This window comes from Photobacterium sp. 53610 (assembly GCF_036409375.1).
Taxonomy (GTDB): domain Bacteria; phylum Pseudomonadota; class Gammaproteobacteria; order Enterobacterales; family Vibrionaceae; genus Photobacterium.
Window position 1 is genome coordinate 568321 of the sequence record NZ_JAXOFS010000001.1, and the last position, 24208, is coordinate 592528.

The following is a 24208-nucleotide window of genomic DNA, read 5'->3' on the forward strand; positions in this document are numbered from 1 at the left end:
TATGTTTGGCTCAATCAATGCCATAAACAAATTTTGTCATGGTGACCTCTGGTGATTAAGAGTCAGGCTTTCAAAGTGTGGCAAAGCCTGATAGGGGGAAATTCATGTCATTCGGAATACGAATTATGGATACTGAAGATCAGCTCAAAGATCGCAGAAGATTAGAGCGCTATATCATTAGTGAATCTCTTATAAAAGTTATGAACAACACGAAATGGGAAAAGCTCCGAACTTTGATGCTCGAAGAGACTGAGCGTAAACCTGTTTGGCGTGTACGCTGCCTAAGGGATAAACGAGAAGTCGAACCTCAATGGGATGGTGACTGGTACTACCATCTTCCAGAATACAAATATATTGAGTGGCTCGAAATATATCCAATTAATAAAGAACATCGGGGCAATGTGCTTCCTGATAAAGTCACGGACAAAACCGAGTACTATATCAGCCTTCTCAAGAGTAATTGCATTCCCTTTAGTATTGAGGGTGAGTCATTAAGAGTTTGGGGCTACCAATGGCCAAACCAAGAGATAGAATTCGTATGACAAGGCAGTAAATATCGGGACAGGCACCTAAAGTGGGAAGCCGAAGCAATATCACTTGTTGAATGGCGGGACAGTCATGGAAGAGGGCGGTTACTGAAGAAAGGCGAGATGCGCCTCCCAGCCGGACATTGAAGTTGTATTCAACTTTATGAATACGTTGGCCGATTGTGATATGAAGACCACCAAAGATTTCTTCGTCAGACTGACCCAGTGTGGTGAAATCTGTTGAGGAAACGTGAATGTACATCAAGAACAGGCAGGTAATGATGGCTGAACATATTTCTGTAGATACGAACCGATTAATGGATGTCCTTGCTGAGATGCATGAAAAGCAACTTCCATCTGTACTAACCACTGATATTATTGAAAATTACATGGGTGGTTTTCACCAGAATAAGAAAGTACCGCCTTCTGTCTCCTGGAATGCACAATTTGGGAAATATCTGAAAGCGAACGCACAATCACTCGGTATTACTGAAATTGCAGCGAAAGAAAAAGTAAAACTGAACGGAACGATGACAAGCGCATCTCGTTGGGCCTTTGTTGAACAATGTGATTAAAGCGGCTTTGGACCTTTCCTTTTGCGTAGACATGCGTAGATAAGGTGGCCGTTGCTCTGCTTGCTGATCAAAAGAGGAAAAGACGCGAGATTTTTACAGTTCATGACGGGGGCAGCCACTTGAAAACCATTGCAAATATCGGGACAGGTACCTTTGCCCTGTCAGGCTTCCATACCGATGATGGCGGATGGCATGTTTGCAAAGTTTCAAGGACTTTTGGTCGTATTATTATTTTTAGAGTCGCACTTTGCCTTGGTTAATCTCATCGTGGATACTGAAGCTTTGTTCGGCTCAATCAATGCCATCAACAGATGTTGACATGGTGACCTCCGGTGATTAAGAGTCAGACTTTCCAATTGTGGCAAAGTCTGAGTAGAGGGAGTTCATGCAATTCGTTATGCATAGGTTACGTATGTCTAACTACTTTTCTGTAATCATCGTCGGTTTATTCTTAGTTGCTTGCTCATATGAGATAGAGCTAGACGTAAAAATTGATAGCGAATGCAATGTAGATGTTGCGTTTTTAAAAGGGCTTCCACAAATTGAGTATGTACTCGTCGCAGAGCCAAAAGGTGAAGGCTTCGCTTATAACGAACCTGTATGGGAAATAAATGGGAATTATAAGAAAGTAGAGAGCATTAGATATGGGCAGTTACCAGAGGGGTTTGATGAGGTTTTTAAACCTTTGCCATTGGTTCCTGGTAAAAGCTATTACTTCGTTGTAAAGGGTTCTGGTGGCGGCTTCGGGGCGGTAGAATTCGTAAATAAATGCTTAACAAGTGTAGTCACCTGACACAAATGACTACGTGCTTGTTTTTGTATTTTCGCTAAAGGGGAAGTGGACATTTTCAAGAGTGGCAAAGCCTGAAGAGGGGGAGTCCATGTCATTCATTCTGTGTTCGAGAGGCTGAAGTGAAAAATTTTGAGAAGAAGCCTTTATATCGAAAGGTTAATACCAGAATTCATGATGTCCATCATTGTCATGGTGGTGATTATCGAGAGAGTCGAAGAAAAGATACGGCTTTTGGTATGAGAAAAGGAGTGAGACGAGGTTTAGATTACACACCACTGTTTAAGTTTCTTCTTTCTAAAGTAGGAAATGAGTGGGATTTGGTGTTTAGTGAGGCAGCTTCGAGGCTCGATAAAAAAGAACCCATATACTGGCTGGTATCATTAGAATTTGATAGTGCTCAAGACTATGTTCGTCTTGGTGAAAGTAGTTATTATAGTGGCTTATATGTCGATGAACTGGGTATTCTGAAAGTGACTAATCCTGAAGTAAACGAGTCAACATTACGACCATTCTGTAAGTGTTGTACGCATACATTTAATGGGATAGTGTTTGAACAAGAATACGTAGAGTAAACACATAGCAACGGCTCAAAAGGGACTGTCAGGGTTTGGTGTTCCCCGTCGCTTTGAATAGCGGTGATTCGGGTTGCTGTGTTTGAGTTGAATGGTCATGTGTTGCCCCCCTTGCCAGGCGTTACGCAGTTTTGGGGGCAATAAAAAACCAGCATTTTCAGCTGGTTTAAGAATCTGTTTTATTGAGCTGTTTTAACTCGAATCTTGCTTTTGGCAACGCTTGTCAGATTCAGTGCGGCAATCGCAGATTTTGCTTCTGAATCGTCAGGCATTTCGACGAAAGCAAAGCCTTTCGATAAACCAGTTTCCTGATCTAAAACGAGAGTGCATTCAGCGACTGCACCGTATTCAGAAAACAGTTTGCGAATGTCGTGTTCGGTTGTCGTGCGTGCAAGGTTGCGAACTAAGAGTTTCATGGTTGTCCGTTGGTATAGAAATAACGGTGAAGATTGTCTCAGTAAAGACAGTTGCCACCAAGCGATAGTTTGATTTTGACACCAAATAGTTGCATTTATTGCAATCAGTTGTATATCAGGCAATTCCAGAGGAACTGTCAGGAATGCCGGGACAGACACTTTTAAAGCTATGTTTGGCTCAATCAATGCCATCAACAGATTTTGACATGGAGACGTTCGATGATTACTGAGTCAGACTTTCCAAGCGTGGGAAAGCCTTTCTACTGGTGAGTAGCCGAGAGTGGTCGGCGTCAAAACAATCGAATTCAAACCGGTCAAGTAGAAGAAGATGAACGATGGATGATGTAACCATTACCCTGATCAATTTTGATCAAACATTAATTCTTAGCAAAAGTGATTTCAGCATCGCTGAGCAAAACGAAGAAGGTATCGAACTGCTTTATAAAGGTGAAACTCGTTGCCAGCTATATGTATATTTCAAGCCGTTACTGAACAGAGACGATCGATCACAATACGATTATGAGATGTTGCTGCTTGAATGCTACGAAGACTTTGCTGAATTGCTTGAACAACACGTTGAAGAGCATGCTGATCACTTTGTAGTTCGTAGCCGTTTTGCACTCCGACAAGAAGAAACCGAAATTTTATCCGGATTGACGTTTTCATATCCTGAAGAGGGAGGTATTTATCAATACCACATTCAAAACTCGATCGTGCCGGTGGAAGAATCTAGAATTTCATCGAATCCTTTAAACATTGAAGTAGAAGGCAGTTTAACGGCTGAAAGAGTGGAAGTGCCGTTGGTCGGGTCGTATTTGTGTCCGACTGATTAGCGTGAATTTGTTGGATCTAGTCAGAAGTATGACTTCAGATCAAATTTGAAATGGTTTGGAAGAGAGTGCATTCGTACCTCCTGATCTTTGTGGATCAAAGTGAGGTACGGATGTCGCTAAGAAGGAGGGTGTTCATCGTTCTGTGTCAGCGTCAGTCATAGTTCCATGTCCACTTCTCGGATGCCTTCAACATCCCCGTATAGAGCAGTTTCAGTAAGCTGGTTTCGTTGGCGAAGACGCCCTCGGTTTTTAAAAAAGTATCGGGACAGACACTCTAACGTACAGAATGAATTTGATTCAGTAATGCCGTCCGCTCATGAAACCAATGATCACGGGCACGATGCAGCAGTAAAATCGCTTATTGACCGGGCGATTTGATTCTGACGAAGCGCGTTGAAAGGCGTGCCATATTTTGATGCCATGATCTCAGGGATGTGTCCAAGTTTTGTTCACTCTCGAATCCAGTAGTGAGAAACATCCAGACTTCCATACCGTTGATCGCGGGTGGGATATTGGCAATTGTTGAGAGAACTTTTGATCGTGATATTGTTTTGTGGATCAACACCTTGCCTCGGTTCGCCTCTCTGTGGACACTGAAGCGATGTTTAGCTCAATCAATGCCATAAGTAGATTGTGACATGGTGGCCTCCGGCTAGTCTGGAATCACACTTAGCAAGTGTGGCAAAGCCTGATGAAGTGGAATCTATGTCATTTATTTTGTGGAATGGGGTAAAAAATGGATAGTTTGATATTACCAAAGAGATATGAAGTTCTAGAAAATGTTGCTGATAAAAATAGTGTCTCTTTATCATCTATAATAAAAAAGATACCAGAAAGCAGTAAACATATAGATCAGTTATTAAGGGAGATATCAATTGGAAATGTTGGTAAGTTGGAATTAATAAATGGAAAGTCTGGTTCAGGTAAGACTACATTTGTGAAAAGCTTATCTTTATTTTATTCAAATGTACAAGTGAATATATTTGAGCATTCACGTAAGCTAACTGAATTATCACAACTTATAGAAGGTAAGGAAAAGATACAACAAAATATCACAGATATTTATTTATTAACGGATAGAGATAATCCTACCGACACTGAAACGGAGCTACGAGAAGCGTTTGAAAATTTACGTAGAGTTTTCAGAACAAGAAATGGCAATGTTCTTGTGTTGTGGCCAATAACTGATGACCAAAAAGCTAAAGAAATATCAAGAATAGCATGGGATATTGGCCGAGATAGTTTAGTCCGACCTTCTACAAAAGGAATTATGGCTTTTAATGGATTAAAAAAGGAAGAATATTGGGAAACAGCTGATATAACATCACAATCACTCAACAATGAAGGTCTAGAAAGTTATGGGTTATTGAAAGAATCATTAAAAGACGAAATTAATGATTCTGAGACAATTGGAGAGTTTTATTCAGTTCTTGAAACAAAAGCAGCGGAGCATATTGAAACGTTTGAAGTGGAAATGCAAGAAAAACTATTACCTAAAGTATGGATTGTCTTGGCTGGTGATGATTCTGTTGAAATAGAAAGAACCGTTAGAGCACTGACACAGGGAACAAAAAATAAGATTGATGCTGAACGAGTTATAGAATATCTAGATGATAATTCTAATAATTCAGCATATTTATCAGAATGGCGGAAAAGAAGAAATAATGCAATTTTTCTATTGCGACAATTAGATGTGAGACTATTCGATTTATCACCAAATGCGGCATTAGCATCAATAAGATGCTTTGGTGATGATACAATAAAAATTAGTTTAATTAAGAAGTCTGAAACTGAATCAAATACTGTGGATGCAATAAAAAAACTAAGAATTTTTCAGGTGTTAACTGTTCCAGAAAAAGTGGGTACAATTTCAGCTAGATCTACATCACAAGAAACCAAAGATGAATACAATAGGATTCAAGTTTTAGCTTCAGGTAAAGATCATGAATTCAATAAATGTTTAGGAAATGCTTTTACCTCTGCGTTGCAAGATTTTGGTATGAGTTGTAAAGTAACCTCAGAAAAAAGAAACTTAGGTGAATATAGTTTACAGCCAGACATTCAAATTATTTTTGATAAAAGAAATATTATTTGTTTAGAACCAACCTGGAGAACAACTGGTATTGAACGAGAGGGGAAACGAACTCAGAATACTTTAACAACAGGCCATATACAGAAGTATGTTTTAGAAAAAATAATGGAATATCTCAAAGTTATTGGATTGTAAAATTTCCACTTAACGAAACCATGCAACTGACCGAGGACCAGTCCCGTTTTAGTGGACGCGCATAAGAAGTTGAGGAAGTTGATATGCCAGCATATGAAACGGGAATAAGACACCGAAATATTCACTAGAATTTAAGTTGAAAGCGGTGCAATGGATTCGGTTTCATGATGGCGTTGCAAACACCTGAATGAGGTCTGATACAAACGGAGAAAATTTTGAGTCAGGACGATTTAACATTTGAACATCTGCCGCTTCAATATGAATTAGTTCAGTCGGTATGTTCAGCATTTTTACCAGAAGAAAATGTCGTTGCAGCGGTCTTACTGGGCTCATTGGCTTCAGGCCAAGGGGACCGTGTTTCAGATGCTGACATACTCGTTTTCACGCAAAATGGTTTTCATCAAGCGGCGGAATCCTGTTTTGCCTCCTTCGAATCGGGTAAAGAGATCTTCTATTGTCTCGACGGTTTTCACAGTGGAAATGCGTATTTTAAAAAATACATTTTTAACGATTTGACCAGTGCAGAAATCCATTGCCTGGATTTAAATGAGCCTTTTGAAATCTCTAAACCGTACAAGGTGCTATTTGATAAGGCGGATGTCGTAAATACCAGGCTAACGGACAAACCGGCTCCAAAACACGAAGACTTTCCGGCTTATACGAATGGTGACAAAGGTCTGATCTGGGAACTTTTCGATTGCATAAAATGGCTGAGTCGTGACAATCATGAGTTAGCAAAATCTTATCTAAAAAAGCTATCAGATAAAATTTAACCGTATCAGAAATTTTCTCGGTAAACCGATTGTTCTATGCGAACTGGGTCATTCAATCATGCGAATCCTTTATTTATTGCTAATCATCCCTTGTTATGTCTCAGCAGAAATAAACCTAGACTTACAATCCCAACTTTTAGAAATGGCGAAAGTTGATCAGGAAATCCGTAAAGAGCTGGGTGAATCTGGTTGGCATAAATCGTCAAAGGCGTTACAGGAAAAGGCATTGCTGATAGATGAACGAAACACTCAACAACTAAAATCTATTCTGAATGGACGTTCTTGGTTTACAGAAGCAGAAGTGGGTAAGGAAGGGATTAACTCAGCTTGGTTAATTGTTCAACATTCACCGGATATTGATTTCCAGGAGAAAATGCTTCCGTTGTTGGAGCAATCTTACTTGAATCGGGAAGGTGTGACGGGGCAAGAGGTCGCATTATTGACTGACCGCGTACGTATAGACAAAGGTCAAAAACAACTTTATGGTACCCAGGCCAATTGGAGTGACGGAGCAATTGTATTCAAGCCCATCGAAAACCCTGAGACAGTTGATGAGAGAAGAGCCGAGATGGGAATGCCACCGCTAGAATTTTATAAAAAGCTCTTAGAAGAAATGTACGGTCTCAAAGACCATCCAGATATCGATTTGAATTAAAAATGCAGATCACAAAGCATGTTAATCGCACCAATTCATGCGGGTTCAGACTCCTCTGTTCAGGATGAACTGGTTTTGGTTTAGGGCGTTAGCTTTCATGGAGAAAAATGTGAAATTATCACATGCCAACTTGTGGGTAGTAGCATTGTTTAGTGGTCAAGCCTTTGCGTTTGATGCTGATCTTAAAAATGTTTTGGGATATCCGATCGGTATTGCTTTGCCGCAAGAGCTTGTTGGTGAGGCTCAAAATGATTATCCAACAAGGTTAATTACACTTAATGTTCTGGATTTTTCAGAGATAAAAATATTTGATGAAATTCAAGTTCAAATAATCGAATCAAATAAAAAGGTGTACTCAATTAGTGCCGAAAAATATTTTCCAGATGCATCTGCTTGTTCAATAGAATTGAAATCAATATTTGATGTTCTTGACCGGAAGTATAAAAAATTAAAAGTTGAAAAAACCATTCATGTTTCAGGTAAGGTATTTTCAATATTTGATGGGTATTTATCAAAGGATGGAGAAAGAAAACTTTCGATTAGCTGCGGTCAAAAAGGTTCTCAGCACATGTTAATGCTTTCAGCAAGAGATATAAGTTTATCAATTGATGCGAATAAGCTTTGGTCTCAGTATTAAAAGTTAGCAAGATCTTCAATTGGATCTGGTATGTGCTTTAAGACGCGTTCCTTCATGTTATGGCTGAAATGACCATCATGGGTTTGTATTGAGGTTTGTGTTTGGGGCGTGTTGTGGTCATTTGCCCTGTTCTTGGCCGCGGGTAGATTTCAGGGAAGCTGACTGCCGATGAATCTGAATGAGGCTTTCCATTCTTATTGCAGCATCACTTTCAGGGCCGGTTGTGCGAATGTTTATCTTTGCTCTTGGCCTGATGTGAAAAGGAGGAATCATGGCGCTTTTGGTTATTGCTGTCCCGGAAATCTCTGAGCAAGACTACAACAAGATTCAAGCTTACAGAGCAAAACATGATGGTTTGTTCTATACCGTGGTTGAGCCCCATTTCACGCTGGTTTTTCCTGTTTTCGATATTGCTACTGAGACATTTACGCAAGAAGTGGCGTCGATAGCTCGAGGATTCATACCATTCGAATTCAAAATACGATGCTCTACCATCAATAAGGATGCGTTCAACGATTACTATCATGTTTTTCTTGTCCCTGATGAAGGATATAGCCATCTGGTTAAATTACATGACAGGCTGTACGAAGGTGCTTTTTCAGAAAACCTGCGTTTAGATATAGATTTTATTCCTCACATCGGCATCGGAAATAGTTTGAATCCAAAGGCGTGCCAGGAAATGGCTGGCCATTGGAATCGGACAGATTTTTGTATTTCTGGCAATATCTCAAGCTTACAAGTTGTTGAATATGACTTTGATTCTGAACAGTTAAGCCATGTTGCAACCTTTGCTTTGGGAAACATATGATAAAACTCGTACTTCACCTCACTTACTTCATTTCACTCATTGATTCTGTCTCTCAACCGTTCTTGTCTTTATTCCGGGCATAATCCCCGTATTGGTTGAATAACGACTCCAAAACGATCATTCAAATGACTCATGTGATAGTTGTCCCAAACAAGGGTGTTTCCTTTCCCTTTCATGTATCCACTGCCGCCTAAGCTGTTCAACTAAATGCATTATTTGAGTGTAAGGGATTAGATGTACAAGTTTTCTCACATTGGGATCATTGGTTTGACTTTGGTTTTGGGCGGCTGCGGAAATGATGTGAACGTCGCAAGGCTGAATTTTGATCGTCCGGTTGCCGATGGTTTCTCGCTGAATGATGACGAGAAGATTCAGCAGGTTTATCTGGATGGGCTGCATCAAATATTCAAAGAGGCTGGTATCGCGCCAGAGGTCGTGAAGATTCATTTTGATGATGAAAAACGTAATGTGAGAAGCCTGCTATTAAGCACATCCGAGAAGAACAAGATCACTGAAACACAAAAGGCTTCGATTCAAAGTGCATTCGAAAAAATTCTGGCGGATAAAAAAAGCACGATGAATGTTCGCTTTTTACTTCGTCCAGAAGATATGGAGACAGAAAAAGCGGAATATCGCGAGGAAGCAGCGAGACTGAAAAAAGAATTCACAACGGAGCTGACCGTGAAGGAAGTTATGGTTGGCATTTCTTACAGTATGATGGATTCGTTTCTGATGGCGATGCAAGGCACAACACAGACTGAGGGAGAGGCGTTCTGCACGGTTGCGATGACACTGTCTCCAGCGTTGCCATTTAGCGCGATTGTCGTGGACCATAAAGATGAGAAGCCTGTCGGTATGTCCGTTGTGAGAAGTCGTTATGCCGTGCCTACGGATATCCGGTTAGCATATCCTCATCTGCAGGCCAAACTGGATAATCATCAGATTCTGCTTTCCACTGAAATCACCAATAATTCCCCGCGTGAGTCCCTCCGGCGCATCCAGGGGAGAGGGGGCATGAACCAGCTAGAGATCGAGCTGGGCTCATTGGGCACAGTCCGCCACGAATATGGCAAGGTTGATTATTCAACCAGTTCTTCTCTTGATCAAAGGTGCCGCAACATGGCAGCTCAATTAGGCAGGCCGTTTACCTTCACCATGGGGGATTCATTGGATCGGCTGGAGTCGGTTACTTTTTATTAATTTGAGATCATGGCATGTTTTGGATAACCAGAGCCGGATATCCAGGACAGGTCGTTTTCAAAGTCATTCAGTCCTGAGTATTTGAATGATGTGATTTTCAAGAAAGCATGAATGGGACAGTCATGGAACAGCAGTTTATCCAGGTCAATTTAAAAGATAAAAATTCATTAAAAGAAGCCATTTTCACGTTTCAATCTCAACTGCGGCATGCTTACCAAACCGGTGAACTGATTCATCGAGTCGGTGGTTTTATTTCCCACGATAAAAAACAGTTTCAGCCTTGCGACCTGTTCAACCCAGATCAGTTTAAGGCGATCTTCCTGTTGCGCAGTGACGACGAGCTTGAGTCCGAACCCGTGGAAGCCCTGACGGATGAAGCGCTCGTCAGGCTCAGCAAAGATGATGCGTACCTGCGTTTTTCCCACATGGTGGTGTTTCAGCACGCATTAGAACAGGAAGACCTGAAACCCCTGATCGTAGCGTTCTGTGAAGAACTGGTGGAATTCAGCCTGCGGGTGAATGCTTCCAACGAACTGTTTTTCTCATCCAGCATGCTGTTTGGTATTTACCTGCTGGTGTTACTGGCGGAAAAATACCCGGAATATGCTTATCTGATTGGCGAGTATTATCCGGAAGACAGTGACTTTAACCAGATCATGTATCACGGTGCTGATTATATGGCGTATCTGTTCTATCAGCATGGGTACAGTAATCTTGTACTGGATGCGTACGCCAGCTGTCACTTTGACGGGATGTTTGGCTGTATCATGACGCATTACATGGAATCGGAAAATTTTGTCCCCGATCTGTTGAATTGCTTCTTAGCCGACGAAAGCCGTTATCAATATTACAAAGAGGCCCTGATTCAGTCATTGAAACGCCGGCCCAGAAATATTGCGGATGATGATCCCTTTGTCCGGATGGAACATGGCTTTAGTCAAGTCAGCGATGCTTATGATGATGACGACGAGTTTGCAGATGAGCTGATCTCGCGGGAAGAAGCCGAGGGTGAGTTTGATGATCTGAACTTTCATGGCCGGACCATCGCAGAGGAGCGCGAGGTATTGCGTCAGGCGATGTACGAAGCGGTCAAAGATGTGCCTCTGAAAGATCTCTGGTATTACGATCAGCCCGTTTATGATGAGACAACTACGCTGGCCGATATTCAGGATGACCCTTTCTATCAGGAATACGACGAGTATAACGAGTACGAGACCAACAAAAGCTTTTTCCTGAAGTGTTTCGAGAACGGCGAGCAGATTCTGGCTTACATTGAAGAGAATCAGCACCCCGAAATTCTGGAACAGTTACAGCCGGTCAATCTCAGAAAGCTGGCGTTTGAGCACAAACACTATATTTACAAGCGTTTTGAATATTTCGGCTCCGACGGAATGCGGCTGTCATCTGACCTGGAGCAGGATGTGACCCTGGAAGATATTATTGAGCGCTTCCTGGTGACCTATCAGAATCCGGACAGCTTCTACATTGACGATGATGGTGAAGCGGCTCAGAACGGCAAGTGCCTGCGAACGCTGGATGTGCTGGTGCGCTTGATGGGCAAAAAAGAGCTCAGTGGCACTGAATTGAAAATTATCTCGGATGACTTTGAGCTGTGCAGTAAAAAAGAAGCGGCTGCCCGTTTTACCATCAGAGCGCTGAGTGCCGCAGAGATTCGGCAGAGGCTTTACGACCTGATTAACGAACCATTGGTGAGCCATTTCGGTCTGACACGCCTTCAGGAGATCCACGAACTTTATCAGCGGGATAAAGCTGGTTTCGGTGAGATACTCAACGATATTATTCTGCGCGCGTATGAAGATACCCCCAACGATCTTCTGGCGGTCGTTCCTTCGCTGAATCAGGCCGAATATGCGAAAGGGGCTCAGCTGCTGTCGGTCGCCTATATTTTGTCTCAGGAATCAAATGGCTTCTTTGCCGATCCGGCGCTGGAACCTTTATGGGCGTTTTATCACAAGCATCTTTTCCAGAGTTGCTATCGTGAACTGGAAAACCTGAATGCGTTGAGGCATTCGTTTGACGATGAAGATAGGGATAGAGCCACGCGACTGATAGCCGGCATCAAAGCCTATATTGATTCACAGGCGAAAGTCTCCGGCGGTTTGTTTGCCCGTTTCATGCAGCAGTCGGCTCAGGAGGAACAGACCGATGCAGCTGTTTCCAGTGATCAGGCGCTTCACTTTGCCCGTGAATTGCTCATTTCGGGCGAAGCGGAAGAGGATGAGGAGGAGAGAACGTCACTCTTCGTGTCTGATGATATCGGCATGATTTTGGCTTCCGTGCTGTATGCGGCCCGGGTGGCAAAAAAACCACAGAAGAAGCAACTGCTGAGTCTGTATGAATTGATTTTGCAGCTGTTCCCGTCGAAAACCCTGCTGCTCAGTTTTATTGAATTTTCAGCGGGCGATCAGTTCTGCAGCGATGCGACCGCAGAAGAGGTGGAAGCTTTCTGTGATGTCCTGTCTGAACTCAAAATGGACGAGAAGTATGTTTTCCTGTCCCGCATCTTAGTGGTGCATCAGACCAACGAGTATGAGGATGATCTGGAAGAATTCAGTGACGACGATGGTCTCAAGCGTCTGTACCAGACAATGCTCAATATTTATCGCCATAAAGATGAAGTTGATTCTGATGAGCCGCCGATGCTGGCTGCACGGGAGAAGAAGATTGCAGCAGCAATCACCGCTGCAGTTGACCTGCTGAATACAGAGAACAAGGAGAAATTCCTGAGCTTTATCTGAGGCAACAGCAAAGAGACTGAATCCTATCAAAACCCCGCATGATGCGGGGTTTTTTATCGGCTGGTGTCAGCGTGAAAGCCGATTGATCGTGGCTGGCACATTTGTTCCGGTAAACACTCCGTTACGGTATTTTTGTTCTATGCCGCTCTGCCTTGAACTAGTATGGCCCACCTGCAATTCTCTGCTTAAAGGGCGAAAAATGAAAAAAACAATCACGGCATTCTTTCTGATCTCTGCTTTAGTTGGGTGTGAGGATGCAACGAAAGCAATGAATCAGGCGCAAGAAGCTGCCAGCAAGGCCGTGGATGGCTTTCAGAAACAAGTTGAATCGGTTGATTTGAGTCAGATGAATTTTGACCGGTTAGGTGATGCAGCGCAGTCGGCGAAAGATTTTGCCGCTTCAGTGGAGAAAGTGGCTGAAACCGATCTGAGCGATCCTACCGCGTTCATGGCTGCAACAGAGCAAATTGCAAATGCGTATCGCTGTTTCATTGATTCATCCTCAGAGGCAACGGCAGAAAGCCTGATGGATAAAGTGCTGTCATCAGTCAAAGATAAAGATGTGATGGCGCTGATTGAAAAGGGGGTGGAAAAAGCGAAGACGGCGAAGGAATGCGTGAGTTAAGCTGTTGACTTTGAATGATCAGGCTGACATGCAGACTCAAAGCATACGACATGAGGAGGGTGCTTTGAGTTTGCCGTAAAAGTCCATGGTAAATGATGAAAACAAGGAGGTTTCAATGCGCAAGATACTGACTGGCGGTTGCTGCTGCGGAAGTGTTGCCTATACGCTGGAAGATCAATTCAGCAGTTTCTACTTTTGTCACTGTGAACAATGCAGAAAGATGACGGGTTCTGCGCACGCTTCGAATCTGTTCACATCACCTGAAAATATCACGTGGCTTCATGGGCAGGATCAATTGAAGCGTTACGATGATCCGGTGCGTTCCTTTCCCAGGTGTTTTGTACGGCGTGTGGTTCCGCTTTGCCCTATCAGTCAAAAAGTGGCAAGAACCTCGTTGTTCCGGCCGGCAGCCTGAATGATGAACCATCGAAAAAGGTCGATGCCCGCATTTTTTGTTCAGAGCAGACGGCGTGGCACCGGGCCGGATTAAATTCTCCCGAATTTGATAAATTTCCGGGATAAAGCGCATCGAAAAATTGCCAGTTCGAAAAGGAGAGTCATGAAGCCTGATTTAGTCGGTCATCGTGTCTTATTACGGACGATTCATCATGCCGATGCTGAGGACCTGTTCGAAATCTATGGTGATGTACAGGTGATGGCCTTTGCTTCCGATCCTGTGTTCAGCGCTGTGGAAACAGTTCATCAAATGATCGAGAGTGTTATTCGGCTTGAGCAATCTGAGGAATCATTCGAATGGGCAATTGTGGAGAAATCGACAAATAAAGTTATCGGAACCTGTGGTATTCACAGTTTTAGTGCATGCGGTTTATCGTGTGAGCTGGGTTGCCTGCTGAATGCAGCGTATTGGCGGCAAGGATATATGTCTGAATCGCTTCAGTTACTGATCAATTATGCATTCTCTCAAGGCATCAGGACGCTCAATGCAGATGTTGACCGGCGAAATGCCCGTTCACGCGCATTGTTTGAGAGACTGGGTTTCGACCAGCAGGAAGGGGGTTATCGGTTAAGGAATATATCGGCTAAGGGTTCTATCGGGTAAGAGCCCATGACTTCTGAGAGAAAATATTTATGTCCTGAACCCGTTTCCAAGGCCGTCTGACAGATCAACTTCCCAACACTGCTACCGTCTTATGGCGAATTGGATGCTGCCTAAGAGGAATCAGGGGTTGATGGAATAAAGTATCAGTTACAATGCAAATAGAAGTGAATCATTCAGGGTGTTTGGTTCATCAGCGAGTATTTCGGAATTAAATGAATGTTTTATCAGCGTGATATTGTGAGTGTTTTAAACACCTTGGAAAATCTGGCTCACATTTTACTGTCTGATTGCTGAATTTTTTCGAAAGGGAATTCAAAGTCACTCGAGTAAATTTATTTCGGTCGTTTAAAAAAGTTTTACCTGTCATTACGCTCTCGCCAACTGACCTTTCTCTTTATAGTCAGGAATACAAATAATCCTTATTTGATGATGTTCTCATTTGTGTATGTGAGACAAAGGCATATTATGTTCAATATTTTAAAGTCACTTGGCCGGTCAGATTCATCCGCTTCATTATTCTTCAATAAACAGGTGTTTGCGATTTTACTGTTTGCCAGTGCAAATGCGGCGGTGAACCCCTATAAAAATATATTTGGTGTCGATGTCATCGGATTACCTGAGATTTATTACAGTCTGGTAATTTTATTCTCAGGCGTCATTATTACCTTCTTCAGCATTTACTTTGGCATGAAGTCGGATAAAGAAGGGAGTTTTGTCAAATTCATCGTGCTTTGCAGCATTTGTGGGATCTTAGGGAACATCGCCGTTTATGTCTGGCCGAATACGCTGACCTACTTTTTAGCGAACTGTCTGCTGCTGCCCGTATTCTGTGTGCTGAATTCACTGATTTTTGGGTATGCCGCGGCCAAACGGAATGTGGAAGGAGCAGCGAATGCTCATCATGAAAATGCGGCCCTTCGGTCAACCTATTCCATGGGATATGTGCTGACATTAGGCATGATTGGCATGCTGGCCTTACAAAAAGAAGAGTTGATCTTCATTTGGCTGTTTTCAGGGATCATGTGCTGTCTCATTTTTACGCTTTATCTGAAAGAAAAGTTTGTGAATGAAAGCTATCAATCTGAGCTGTCTTCAGAGCCTGTGTCCAAGGTATTTCACCGTAAAAACATCTTGAAACTGGTGAGTGTTTCTCTGGTCACCAACATGCTGTTTACGCTGGATGCAACGGTACCTTTTATTATTGTGAATCAGGTTAAGGGAGAGTATTCGGATATCGGTATCTTTGAAGCCTGTATTGCAGTGTTCGAAGTGTTCTTTATTTTCTACTGGTCGAAGACGGCACAGCGCAAGAAAACATCCGGGGTCATTATCACGGGTGCATTTATCTTTTCTGTCTCTACCATGTTATTGTCCGTCACGCAGGATATTATTCATGTTTATCTGTTAATCCCCATGATCGCGCTGGGGGCCGCCTGTTTAATCAGTATTCCGATTGGTTTTTTACAATCACTGGCTGAAGGGCGGCCGGGTATCGGCAGTTCATTACTTTCCATTTCATTTTTTATCTCTTCATCTGTTTCATCGATTGTCTACTTTATTGGTAATTATTTCTTCGATATCGGAAAAACCATTTTTATTTCTTCGGCTGTCGGTTTGTTGGGGTTATTGATTCTTTACCTCGTCGACAGACGATAATTTTAAACCCGAAAGGGACTTATAATCAGGGAGAAAATATGTCGACGTTTTGTGTAGTCGGAGGAGGGCTTGCGGGTCTCGAATTCGCGCTTCATTCCGCCGTGAAGGGGAACAAAATTGTGGTTTATGAAGCCGGGCCAGATCTACGAAAAGGCCATGTTCATTTTGATACCCGGGTGCTGGCGGGTGACGAAAAGAAAGTGCACTGGACAGCAGATGCACACTGGGCCATTGGCGGAATCAGTGAACGCCTGGGCGGTCGCTCGTTGTGCTATCACGGTGTCATGCTGCCACTTGAACCCCAAGCGCTGGAAAGCTGGCCGGAAGTCTGGCAAAAACGCCTGAACGGTGCTGGTGGACTCTATCGTCAGCTGCAGCAGGAATTCAACGAGAAATATCCGGAAATGACCCGGCAGCAGACGGTCAGCATGCCTTTGAAGCATGCACCTCAGGCGGCCGTTGTCGGGGAGAATGCTGCGTTTTCGTCTTACAGCCCTTTATATCAGCTGGAACCATTTGTTCGGGACGGCGTGATCAACATTGAGCGTGCCACCATTGCCAGAGTAGACAAGAAACCGGACGGGTTTTATCTGATTGACGAGCAAGGCCAGACGGTGAATGAAGTGCCGTTTGACCGATGCATTCTCTCGGCCTCGGCACTGGTAAATAACAAGATTATTACGCAATCGCTGGGACGCTCAACGACCGCCCGGGTGACCGATCACTACTGCCTGGGGATAGCCGTGAAAACCAAAGGCGGCGACCGGATTGCTGATTATCGCCATGAAATGCTGTGGCATGGTTTCAGTGAGCATCACGATCTCAATGCCAATATTTTTGTCGTTGAACGCCCGAACCTCGAGCGTGGGGAGCGCCTGATATTACTGATGGCGGTGATGGAGCAAAACCCGGAGCAGTCTGAATTCAGTGAGCTGCACTGTCGATACAGTGAAGGGAAAACCACGCTGGAAATCCAGTCGAATCATGCTGCTGCCGCGGTTGAGAATTATAACCAGCTTGCCAGACGGATCGTGGACTTTGCCAGTGATCAACTGAACACAAAGTTAGTGCCTTTGTTTGACACGCTCACAGAGCAATCGGGCGCATTCTTCGGAGCAACAGAAGGAACCGAGCTTGATCAGGCACTGGATGCGCTGAATCAAACTGAAAAAGCCGATGTGTACACACGATTTGTATTCCCTTATGGCGCTTATGAGCATGAAAGCTGCACGCATCCCATTGGCGGCAGCGGTGATATTGCACTGACCGAATCATTGGAGCTTACGTCCATGCCGGGCGTGTATGCCATCGGGCCCGGGGCATTTCCCCGGCTGGGTATTGCGAACCCTGCATTAACGATTTGTTCTCTCTCCCGTTGGCTTGCCTCACATCTTTAAGTAGGAAAAATCATGAGTAAACTTGCAATTCAAGGCGGCACCCCAGTGATTTCAGAAGCTTTGCCAGCCTGGCCAAGTCTTGACCTCTCTGTGATGACCGAGATCGAATCTGTCCTGAAAACCGGCGAAATTAACTATTGGACCGGTAAACGGGGCATGGCTTTTGAAACCGAATTAGCTGCCTATCTGGGCGACGGATATGTTGTCACCACAACCAACGGGACGTCTGCACTGCACACGGCATTTGCTGCGCTGGGGATTGGTTCGGGCGATGAGGTGATCTGCCAGTCTTACACTTTTATCGCCACTGCATTTTCAATTCTCCAGGCGGGAGCTTTGCCGGTATTTGCTGATGTTGATTATACCCATACACTGAACCCGCAATCCGTCGAAAGTAAAATTACCGAAAAAACCAAAGCGATTGTTGTTGTGCATACTTTTGGCGTGCCGACTGACATGGATGCCATCATGGCTATCGCCAGAAAGCACAACCTGAAGGTCATCGAAGACTGTGCACAGGCGTTAGGGGCTAAATATAAAGATGCTTATCTGGGCACGATTGGCGATGCCGGCTGTTTCAGTTTCTGCCAGAGCAAGCACATAACAACCGGCGGTGAGGGCGGTGCCGTCTATGTGAAATCGGAAGATCTGGTCTGGAAATGTCGTTCTTTCCGCGATCATGGCTATGACGTTGCCAAAAGACTGGGTCTGTTCGAAATTGCTCAGAAACTTCCTTATATTCACACGCAGGTTGGTTTCAACTACCGGATGACTGAGATTCAGTCTGCTATTGGTCTTTGCGAGTTGTCCCGTTTCAAAGCAACGGCACTGGATCAGCGTATCCGAAACGGCCGTTTTCTGAGTGCTTTGTTGCAGGAACATCCTCTCGTTCTGCACGCTCCGGCAGATGATGAGGTTCGGGTAAACTCATTCTGGTGGGCACCATTTGTGCTTGATATCAGCCTGCTCAACTGCGATCTCAAAACGTTCATCAAAGCAATTGAAGCAGAAGGCGTACCCGGTTATCCGGTGCCATGGCCGGAAGTTTATAACGAAGAAGCATTCCAGAAACAAAATGGATTTGGCACCAATAATTATCCGTTTAATGACCCGGCGCATCGTCAGATTGATTACACGCAAACCGACTGCCCGGCGGCAAGACAATTGGGTGATATATCCATCGTCTTCCATACGCACCCGGTCTATTCAGAACAGCATATGGCGCTTTTCGCCGCGGCATTCAACAAAGTTTATGAGTACTACAAGAAGTAGTTCTGCGCTGACGCAATAACGTTTGAAGTGAATAAAATCGCCTCCTTGATTTGGGGGCGATTTTTTACCGCCCTGAAGCTTGTCCTAAGCCACAGATATACAATCAAAAAGACGCCAAATGGTGAAACCTGTCCCATATCGAAATATCATGCGATGTTCTTTCAGAACAGACCTGCCGGGTAACTTCAGTGTTAAGAGCGGTAGCGTGTCTGTTCTGGTGCAGATCCGTCAGGTCGCTCTTTGGGATGTATTTGAAGATGCCGGAATCAGCAATACAGAGGCATCGCTGAGACCTGACAGCGTCAAGTCCCATGTCAGTTGTTGTTCAATCTGAGGTTAAGATGAATTTAGATTTTACTGTCTCACCATCTGAAGATGAGATATCTGAAATATATCGTGGTTTAGTTGAATATAATGAACCACATTTTCCTGATCTTGATGAGAAAGGTTTTGGTGCTTTCATTCGGGATGAAGATGGCAAAATTCTTGGTGGTTTAGTCGGGAAGGTCATCTTGAGCAGCCTTCATGTGAACTATTTTTGGTTATCTGAGCCGATCCGTCGGTTAGGTCTTGGAAGCAAACTCATTGATTCTGTTGAGTCAGAAGCCAGAAGTCTGGGTGTAAAAAACATATACCTGGATACGTATACATTCCAGGCACCCGGATTTTATGAACGGCTTGGCTTTAAAGAGGTTGGCCGATATACAGACTTTCCGAAAATTGGGGTTGATAAAATTTTCTATCAAAAGAGCTTGGCTTAAAATGAGAACAGCAAGTAAAGCAAGCCGGAACACACTGAAACCCGACGATTTCGGTAGCGAGTGAGCAGTATTTAGCGATCAAGTCTATCTTTCTGAATGGCATGCTGAATATGCGTAGAATTAGGTGATGTATATTCGCATGCCGGGAACTCGGTTATGTTTGTCTCTGCTTCCACCAAGTGGTTTTTAAATGAATCGTCAGTCATTACTCCAGATCGCAGTTGTATGCCTTTTCATGCTTATGGTCGGCCTGTGTTATTTTAATACGATAGGAATTTCAGCATATTATGATGGGTCTAACCCAGTAGGCTATGAAGGACGTTATGTTGTCGGCTTTACATTGCTGTATTCAGCGGTGGTTTGGATGCCATATTTATGTTTGATGCTTTTGTTTCATAAACGATTCAATAAACGATGCATCATCGGTTCGTCAATCCCTTTTACCTTGATCGCAGCGACAGGAATTTGGTTTGTTGCCACTGGGGTCTAGAGACAGGATATTATATTATTTTTAGGATGAAATAACATGAATTCTCTATTTACATATGTTTTAGCTCTTAAAGAGAAAGTGAATGGCGTGTCAGTTCTGGAGCAAGAATTTCATCAGAGTACGGCTGTAGACGGAGACATCATGATTGAAAAAAGAGAATTGGTTGTGAAGTTTGAAAATGGTGTGATATTAAAAAATCAGGTCGAACGCGATCAAACGAATAAATATAGTGAACAAGCATGTTCTGAGTGTTGGATCAGCTATGAAATCATTTACCAACCGGCAAAGATGGAAATTACGCCGAAGAAAAAAACATTTACGAATCAGTGCCAAGAATCTTTCTGGATTAAAATTAAAAAAATGCAATCAAGCACATAAATATTTTTTATGGTTTTGGTCACTCAAAACCAAATATTTTCATTTCTAGGGCGATATATCACAAATTAATCAAATAAATTCGATTTCTTTGGTGATTTCTTGCAGAGTATTACTCCAGTAAAGTGGCCAGTTTTGTTGAGTTAGGTTTGGCTATTTTATAAATGATATGTGCTTTGTACTAAGAGAGAATGAAAGCAATTAAAGTCATCTCGGATTTTGAATGCCATCCTCTTTGGCATTCTGACAGCAATGAAGTAGGTAAAATTGGCTCATCAGACCTGATCTTTTCTGCGTCACTTGCGTCTGAGTTGAACGCAAGGCATATACTTGTGATTTGATTTTGAGTCAAGCGTATCCTCTGATTTTTGCTTTAAAAGCAAAGAAGAATAGCTTAGCTTAGTTTTTTCAGAAGACTATTATCTGGCAAAGCACGTAAAAGAAGAGCAGTAGCAATATTACTTCTGTATATTTTGCTGTTGATGAAAATTGAGAAATCAGTGTATGAATATCTTCTTCCTGACGGAAGAACATCATTACTTCTCTGTGTTTTGAGGGGAAATCACCGATGAAGGTAATCTGTTTATTTATAATTGCTTTGTTGGCTGGTTGTCAGATGACACCAACGGCAGAACAAATTTCAGAACGAAACAATCGCGTCAAGCAATACCTTGAAATGCTCGAGACATCAAATCAATATAGGGGACGCCTTGAAAGTAAACATGCAGTTCCAACGAAATTGAATCTTTGGACAGCTCTAGTTAAAAACAGAATTGATAATCATTTTATCCACATAGAATCATTTAAAAATAGTCATTTTAAAATGAGAGTTATTTTAAAATGATAACGGTTTTGTTAAAAGTACTGAATTTATTTCATCGTCAGGTCGTAATGAAATGTTTGATGTTGCAAGTGATGAATTGAAAAAATTAGCACCATTTCCTGTTTCTGGTTTATCTGAAGAGGATAAAAAAATCGCACAAAACTTCGTTGTCATATTTGAATATGAATAATCCATATCCTGATTCAGTCCCACATTTGATGGTCAGAATGTTAGGTGCTTTGAGCATCATTTTTACTCTTTGCGTCCTGGCGATTTATGTCGATTCACATGGTAAAACAAATTTCGTCGCGGATGTTGGTATTGTCTATGGCAATAAAATCGAGCCTGATGGCTCGCCATCGGACAGGCTGGAAGCAAGGTTAGCCGCAGCACTTTACCTGTATCAGCATCATCAGATTGAAAGCATTTTCGTCAGTGGCGGAACCGGGCCGGAAGGCTTTGATGAAGCGATGGTAATGAAAGACTATTTGATTGCGAAAGGCATCCCCTCAAAGGATATTGATGTTGATAGCAGTGGCATCAATACACATTTAACTTCATTGCATGCGGTGTCTAAGTTCGGGCAGGGGATGTCGGTTGTTGCAATTTCACAACGCTACCACCTCTCTCGCGCAAAGCTTTCATTAAAACATGCAGGATTTGATGAAGTTTACGGTTATGCGCCTGATTATACTGAGCTGCGCGATACTTACTCATACGTCCGTGAAGTGCCTGCATGGCTGAAATACTGGATGAAAGGATTATGGCTGCAGCGATGTTGAACCGCTCCGATTGCGCGCTTCCTTGGTACATGTGTTGATGGGATCATTGTGCTGTCTTTTCGTTGGATCCAGCACAGACTGAATACAGCGTTTGTCCTCTAAGGTTTATCCTGCCATCTTTAATCTGTTACAGACACCACAGTAAATGCTGACTGGATCCGGGTTCAAAGCGACGATCTCTATCTGGCAGAGAATCAGCGCGGGCCCCGCCCATTGGTTTGAAAGACAAGGGAGATGTGGCTATGGGAGTCAAAGGTGGATGCTTATGTGGCAGCGTTTCTTATGAGGTAACAGGGCCGCTCCTTGAAGCCAGTAACTGTCATTGTTCAATGTGCAGGCGACAACACGGCGCAGCGTTTGCGGCTTATGCAGATGTAAATCCGACTGATTTTCATTGGGTTGAAGGGACAGAATTTTTGCAGGTCTACGAAACGCCAAAAGGTAATGGATGGTGCTTTTGTAAAGCGTGCGGCTCGACTCTGGCCGGGACGGAAGATGGCCAGGTTACAAGCATCACGCTCGGGACGGTTCAGGGTGATCCGGGAATAACGCCTCAGTCTCATATTTTCGTATCGTCTAAAGCGCCCTGGTATCAAATCACCGATTCACTTCCTCAATTTGAAACGCGAGCCCCGGGCAGCAAAAGATCATCGTAAGTATCGGGGTCCAGATTTATGCCACTGATGCTCCATCTTTCGGTGAACTTAAACGGAGTCAACTGACTTTATCTGGTGAATAAACCCAATTATCTTGAGTGCAGAGACGCCCGGCATAGTGCTGATTTGTACTGGTTATTATTTTCAATTAAGGCATCTATCGGATAAAGCAATGTGTCCAGAATTGCAGACGAAAGGATATCAGCGATTGATATCGGGAGCATGAGGACGATTGCCGGCGGGGCATTTACAAATAACGAAAAATTGCAATTAGCCGCATTTTCCAGTGCGTAATCAAAGCCAGCATATTCATTCCCATTTTGATGATTCTCACCCACTCGGGCAATGATACTGGAACAGCCTGAAATCGAAATGGCGAGTATGATGATATAAAGTATTTTCATGGTTTTATTTTTGAAGAGGACTGCTGATTAAAGGCGACTTTTATACACAGATATTTAGTGAAATGTAAAGCCTCAAACTTTATTGATAAATTTAAATTTATTTAAATTCAGCTTCAGAAAGCAATGAACAGGTAGCATGAATTGTGATCCGGTTACCTTTGCGGTTTCAGCATTAGGGAGCTGTAACGAACCAATCCTTCTTTTGCATGCCATGGGCGGTGAATGAACCGATTGAATGAGTGGCGGTTAAAAAACGACTACTATCATTACAGCGGCATTGCGCGACAAATTCTGGAACCGGAGTTGCTGCTCCATCTCAATCCGAAATCACCTTGAGCCCAGAGGGCAATGCCTCACATGTTGTTTGACCAGACGCTCGACAGTGACCGTCTGCCTCTGCGCTGGCACATGTGATTTCTGGCGGTGTAAGGAAGGGCACATGAACTGGAAATTTGCATATGCGATCGGCTTTCATCCCTGGGAGGATACCGATCAGGAATTTTTTCAATCTTTAGCTTTGCAGCTCGTTCGCGCAGAGCAGGATCGTGAGCCGCCATACGGGCGTGCCCTGGATATTGGCACAGGCAGTGCTATCTGGGGAATTGAACTGGCCAAGCGTGGCTGGGAGGTGACCGGTGTGGATTTTGCTGAGAAGGCGCTGGAAAGAGGACGTGAGCGGGTTCAGGCTGAGGGTGTGGAGATGACGATAGTACAGGGAGACGTCACCCGGCTTTCAGAAACTGACGTGGGTTCTGGCTTCCGGCTGATTCTGGACACCGGTACGTTTCACGATTTCAACACTGAACAGCAGCGCGATATGGCTCGATGTGTGGATGCTTTGGCTACCCCGGATGCCACTGTGATCCTGTTATGCTGGCCGCGACGTATTCGTCCGTTGATTCGTGGCGTCGATCGTGAAGAAATCGAGACTGCATTTGCCGGTTGGCAGATCACCAGCGTTGAGCCGTCTTTCTTCAAGCTGCCGCCCTTACTGGAATGGGTCCTTCGTCCGGACGAGCATTGGTATTGTTTGCGTCGTGTAAGAGACCTGTATTGATCCATGGGGCAGGTTTTGATTGTTCACCATTCAGAAGGAAAGTGTTTATTTTCCTTCTGAATGGTCTGATGTTTG

General features: G+C 43.5%; 27 protein-coding genes. 25 read left to right on the forward strand and 2 right to left on the reverse strand.

From position 1 onward, the window contains the following. The first annotated feature begins 125 nt into the window (after positions 1 to 125). The 4 genes from SPK40_RS02685 to SPK40_RS02700 all read left to right on the forward strand — a co-directional run bounded on the left by SPK40_RS02685 (position 126) and on the right by SPK40_RS02700 (position 2467). Complete coding sequence (locus tag SPK40_RS02685; protein WP_330959328.1) at positions 126 to 542, forward strand: DUF6678 family protein; 417 nt, start codon at positions 126 to 128, stop codon at positions 540 to 542. Between the two features lie 239 nt (positions 543 to 781). Then, positions 782 to 1102, forward strand: a complete 321-nt coding sequence (locus SPK40_RS02690) for a hypothetical protein (RefSeq protein WP_152547891.1) — start codon at positions 782 to 784, stop codon at positions 1100 to 1102. 412 nt (positions 1103 to 1514) lie between these two features. Then, positions 1515 to 1895 carry a hypothetical protein gene (locus SPK40_RS02695; protein ID WP_330959329.1) on the forward strand — a complete coding sequence of 127 codons (381 nt, stop codon included), beginning with the start codon at positions 1515 to 1517 and terminating at the stop codon, positions 1893 to 1895. 119 nt (positions 1896 to 2014) lie between these two features. Next, positions 2015 to 2467, forward strand: coding sequence for a hypothetical protein (locus SPK40_RS02700; RefSeq protein WP_330959330.1), 453 nt, complete (start codon positions 2015 to 2017; stop codon positions 2465 to 2467). Between the two features lie 179 nt (positions 2468 to 2646). On the opposite strand, the gene SPK40_RS02705 is transcribed toward SPK40_RS02700, so the two are convergent. Beyond that, positions 2647 to 2883: an RNA recognition motif domain-containing protein gene (locus SPK40_RS02705; protein ID WP_036747821.1), complete on the reverse strand. Its 237-nt coding sequence runs from the start codon at positions 2881 to 2883 to the stop codon at positions 2647 to 2649. A 335-nt stretch (positions 2884 to 3218) separates the two neighbouring features. Here SPK40_RS02705 and SPK40_RS02710 point away from each other — a divergent pair, with 335 nt between their 5' ends. From SPK40_RS02710 to SPK40_RS02805, 20 genes are all read left to right on the forward strand, one after another. Continuing rightward, the gene (locus SPK40_RS02710; protein ID WP_330959331.1) at positions 3219 to 3716 is read left to right on the forward strand and encodes a hypothetical protein; all 498 of its coding nucleotides are present in this window, start codon (positions 3219 to 3221) and stop codon (positions 3714 to 3716) included. Positions 3717 to 4452: 736 nt separating this feature from the next. Further along, complete coding sequence (locus SPK40_RS02720; protein WP_330959332.1) at positions 4453 to 5943, forward strand: hypothetical protein; 1491 nt, start codon at positions 4453 to 4455, stop codon at positions 5941 to 5943. A 215-nt stretch (positions 5944 to 6158) separates the two neighbouring features. Further along, entirely contained in the window at positions 6159 to 6716 is a 558-nt protein-coding gene (locus SPK40_RS02725) for a nucleotidyltransferase domain-containing protein (RefSeq protein WP_330959333.1), read from the forward strand. A gap of 58 nt (positions 6717 to 6774) precedes the next feature. Continuing rightward, on the forward strand, positions 6775 to 7371 hold the full coding sequence (locus SPK40_RS02730; protein ID WP_330959334.1) for a DUF6624 domain-containing protein: 597 nt from the start codon (positions 6775 to 6777) through the stop codon (positions 7369 to 7371). 109 nt (positions 7372 to 7480) lie between these two features. Then, positions 7481 to 8008: a hypothetical protein gene (locus SPK40_RS02735; protein WP_330959335.1), complete on the forward strand. Its 528-nt coding sequence runs from the start codon at positions 7481 to 7483 to the stop codon at positions 8006 to 8008. Between the two features lie 271 nt (positions 8009 to 8279). Beyond that, positions 8280 to 8816, forward strand: a complete 537-nt coding sequence (locus tag SPK40_RS02740) for a 2'-5' RNA ligase family protein (RefSeq protein WP_330959336.1) — start codon at positions 8280 to 8282, stop codon at positions 8814 to 8816. A 234-nt stretch (positions 8817 to 9050) separates the two neighbouring features. Further along, positions 9051 to 10016, forward strand: a complete 966-nt coding sequence (locus tag SPK40_RS02745) for a hypothetical protein (RefSeq protein ID WP_330959337.1) — start codon at positions 9051 to 9053, stop codon at positions 10014 to 10016. Positions 10017 to 10138: 122 nt separating this feature from the next. Continuing rightward, positions 10139 to 12775: a hypothetical protein gene (locus SPK40_RS02750; RefSeq protein ID WP_330959338.1), complete on the forward strand. Its 2637-nt coding sequence runs from the start codon at positions 10139 to 10141 to the stop codon at positions 12773 to 12775. Between the two features lie 199 nt (positions 12776 to 12974). Beyond that, positions 12975 to 13400 (forward strand): hypothetical protein, encoded by a 426-nt coding sequence (locus SPK40_RS02755; RefSeq protein WP_330959339.1) that lies wholly within the window; start codon positions 12975 to 12977, stop codon positions 13398 to 13400. A 115-nt stretch (positions 13401 to 13515) separates the two neighbouring features. After that, positions 13516 to 13815 (forward strand): GFA family protein, encoded by a 300-nt coding sequence (locus tag SPK40_RS02760; protein WP_442957540.1) that lies wholly within the window; start codon positions 13516 to 13518, stop codon positions 13813 to 13815. Then, the gene (locus SPK40_RS22970; RefSeq protein ID WP_442957541.1) at positions 13734 to 13922 is read left to right on the forward strand and encodes a hypothetical protein; all 189 of its coding nucleotides are present in this window, start codon (positions 13734 to 13736) and stop codon (positions 13920 to 13922) included. Before SPK40_RS02760 ends, SPK40_RS22970 begins: the two co-directional genes overlap by 82 nt. 37 nt (positions 13923 to 13959) lie before the next feature. Beyond that, on the forward strand, positions 13960 to 14460 hold the full coding sequence (locus SPK40_RS02765; RefSeq protein ID WP_330959340.1) for a GNAT family N-acetyltransferase: 501 nt from the start codon (positions 13960 to 13962) through the stop codon (positions 14458 to 14460). 465 nt (positions 14461 to 14925) lie between these two features. Then, complete coding sequence (locus SPK40_RS02770; protein WP_330959341.1) at positions 14926 to 16116, forward strand: MFS transporter; 1191 nt, start codon at positions 14926 to 14928, stop codon at positions 16114 to 16116. A 38-nt stretch (positions 16117 to 16154) separates the two neighbouring features. Further along, complete coding sequence (locus tag SPK40_RS02775; protein ID WP_330959342.1) at positions 16155 to 17513, forward strand: NAD(P)-binding protein; 1359 nt, start codon at positions 16155 to 16157, stop codon at positions 17511 to 17513. Between the two features lie 12 nt (positions 17514 to 17525). Then, a complete protein-coding gene (locus SPK40_RS02780) occupies positions 17526 to 18785 on the forward strand; it encodes a DegT/DnrJ/EryC1/StrS family aminotransferase (RefSeq protein ID WP_330959343.1) in 1260 nt (419 codons plus the stop codon). Positions 18786 to 19126: 341 nt separating this feature from the next. Beyond that, positions 19127 to 19546 carry a GNAT family N-acetyltransferase gene (locus SPK40_RS02785; protein WP_248140515.1) on the forward strand — a complete coding sequence of 140 codons (420 nt, stop codon included), beginning with the start codon at positions 19127 to 19129 and terminating at the stop codon, positions 19544 to 19546. Positions 19547 to 20072: 526 nt separating this feature from the next. Further along, the gene (locus tag SPK40_RS02790) at positions 20073 to 20414 is read left to right on the forward strand and encodes a hypothetical protein (RefSeq protein ID WP_330959344.1); all 342 of its coding nucleotides are present in this window, start codon (positions 20073 to 20075) and stop codon (positions 20412 to 20414) included. Between the two features lie 565 nt (positions 20415 to 20979). Further along, positions 20980 to 21255 carry a hypothetical protein gene (locus SPK40_RS02795; protein ID WP_330959345.1) on the forward strand — a complete coding sequence of 92 codons (276 nt, stop codon included), beginning with the start codon at positions 20980 to 20982 and terminating at the stop codon, positions 21253 to 21255. A 161-nt stretch (positions 21256 to 21416) separates the two neighbouring features. Next, on the forward strand, positions 21417 to 22016 hold the full coding sequence (locus SPK40_RS02800) for a SanA/YdcF family protein (RefSeq protein WP_330959346.1): 600 nt from the start codon (positions 21417 to 21419) through the stop codon (positions 22014 to 22016). Positions 22017 to 22258: 242 nt separating this feature from the next. After that, complete coding sequence (locus SPK40_RS02805; RefSeq protein ID WP_330959347.1) at positions 22259 to 22672, forward strand: GFA family protein; 414 nt, start codon at positions 22259 to 22261, stop codon at positions 22670 to 22672. Between the two features lie 89 nt (positions 22673 to 22761). Here the strand turns inward: SPK40_RS02805 and SPK40_RS02810 are convergent, their stop codons facing one another. Beyond that, complete coding sequence (locus SPK40_RS02810; protein WP_330959348.1) at positions 22762 to 23076, reverse strand: YceK/YidQ family lipoprotein; 315 nt, start codon at positions 23074 to 23076, stop codon at positions 22762 to 22764. Positions 23077 to 23515: 439 nt separating this feature from the next. Between SPK40_RS02810 and SPK40_RS02815 the strand changes: the two genes are divergently transcribed. Beyond that, the gene (locus SPK40_RS02815; protein ID WP_248140510.1) at positions 23516 to 24133 is read left to right on the forward strand and encodes a class I SAM-dependent methyltransferase; all 618 of its coding nucleotides are present in this window, start codon (positions 23516 to 23518) and stop codon (positions 24131 to 24133) included. The last annotated feature ends 75 nt before the right edge of the window (positions 24134 to 24208 follow it).

Excerpts from the sequence above, each read along its gene's own strand:
- SPK40_RS02685 (WP_330959328.1), top strand. The coding sequence starts at position 126 with ATGGATACTGAAGATCAGCTCAAAGATCGCAGAAGATTAGAGCGCTAT.
- SPK40_RS02770 (WP_330959341.1), top strand. The coding sequence starts at position 14,926 with ATGTTCAATATTTTAAAGTCACTTGGCCGGTCAGATTCATCCGCTTCA.
- SPK40_RS02795 (WP_330959345.1), top strand. The coding sequence starts at position 20,980 with ATGAAGGTAATCTGTTTATTTATAATTGCTTTGTTGGCTGGTTGTCAG.
- SPK40_RS02750 (WP_330959338.1), top strand. The coding sequence starts at position 10,139 with ATGGAACAGCAGTTTATCCAGGTCAATTTAAAAGATAAAAATTCATTA.
- SPK40_RS02815 (WP_248140510.1), top strand. The coding sequence starts at position 23,516 with ATGAACTGGAAATTTGCATATGCGATCGGCTTTCATCCCTGGGAGGAT.
- SPK40_RS02810 (WP_330959348.1), bottom strand. The coding sequence starts at position 23,076 with ATGAAAATACTTTATATCATCATACTCGCCATTTCGATTTCAGGCTGT.
- SPK40_RS02745 (WP_330959337.1), top strand. The coding sequence starts at position 9,051 with ATGTACAAGTTTTCTCACATTGGGATCATTGGTTTGACTTTGGTTTTG.
- SPK40_RS02780 (WP_330959343.1), top strand. The coding sequence starts at position 17,526 with ATGAGTAAACTTGCAATTCAAGGCGGCACCCCAGTGATTTCAGAAGCT.
- SPK40_RS02705 (WP_036747821.1), bottom strand. The coding sequence starts at position 2,883 with ATGAAACTCTTAGTTCGCAACCTTGCACGCACGACAACCGAACACGAC.
- SPK40_RS02785 (WP_248140515.1), top strand. The coding sequence starts at position 19,127 with ATGAATTTAGATTTTACTGTCTCACCATCTGAAGATGAGATATCTGAA.
- SPK40_RS02805 (WP_330959347.1), top strand. The coding sequence starts at position 22,259 with ATGGGAGTCAAAGGTGGATGCTTATGTGGCAGCGTTTCTTATGAGGTA.
- SPK40_RS02790 (WP_330959344.1), top strand. The coding sequence starts at position 20,073 with ATGAATTCTCTATTTACATATGTTTTAGCTCTTAAAGAGAAAGTGAAT.
- SPK40_RS02695 (WP_330959329.1), top strand. The coding sequence starts at position 1,515 with ATGTCTAACTACTTTTCTGTAATCATCGTCGGTTTATTCTTAGTTGCT.
- SPK40_RS02765 (WP_330959340.1), top strand. The coding sequence starts at position 13,960 with ATGAAGCCTGATTTAGTCGGTCATCGTGTCTTATTACGGACGATTCAT.
- SPK40_RS02755 (WP_330959339.1), top strand. The coding sequence starts at position 12,975 with ATGAAAAAAACAATCACGGCATTCTTTCTGATCTCTGCTTTAGTTGGG.
- SPK40_RS02710 (WP_330959331.1), top strand. The coding sequence starts at position 3,219 with ATGGATGATGTAACCATTACCCTGATCAATTTTGATCAAACATTAATT.
- SPK40_RS02720 (WP_330959332.1), top strand. The coding sequence starts at position 4,453 with ATGGATAGTTTGATATTACCAAAGAGATATGAAGTTCTAGAAAATGTT.
- SPK40_RS02730 (WP_330959334.1), top strand. The coding sequence starts at position 6,775 with ATGCGAATCCTTTATTTATTGCTAATCATCCCTTGTTATGTCTCAGCA.
- SPK40_RS02690 (WP_152547891.1), top strand. The coding sequence starts at position 782 with ATGTACATCAAGAACAGGCAGGTAATGATGGCTGAACATATTTCTGTA.
- SPK40_RS02740 (WP_330959336.1), top strand. The coding sequence starts at position 8,280 with ATGGCGCTTTTGGTTATTGCTGTCCCGGAAATCTCTGAGCAAGACTAC.
- SPK40_RS02800 (WP_330959346.1), top strand. The coding sequence starts at position 21,417 with ATGAATAATCCATATCCTGATTCAGTCCCACATTTGATGGTCAGAATG.
- SPK40_RS02760 (WP_442957540.1), top strand. The coding sequence starts at position 13,516 with ATGCGCAAGATACTGACTGGCGGTTGCTGCTGCGGAAGTGTTGCCTAT.
- SPK40_RS02775 (WP_330959342.1), top strand. The coding sequence starts at position 16,155 with ATGTCGACGTTTTGTGTAGTCGGAGGAGGGCTTGCGGGTCTCGAATTC.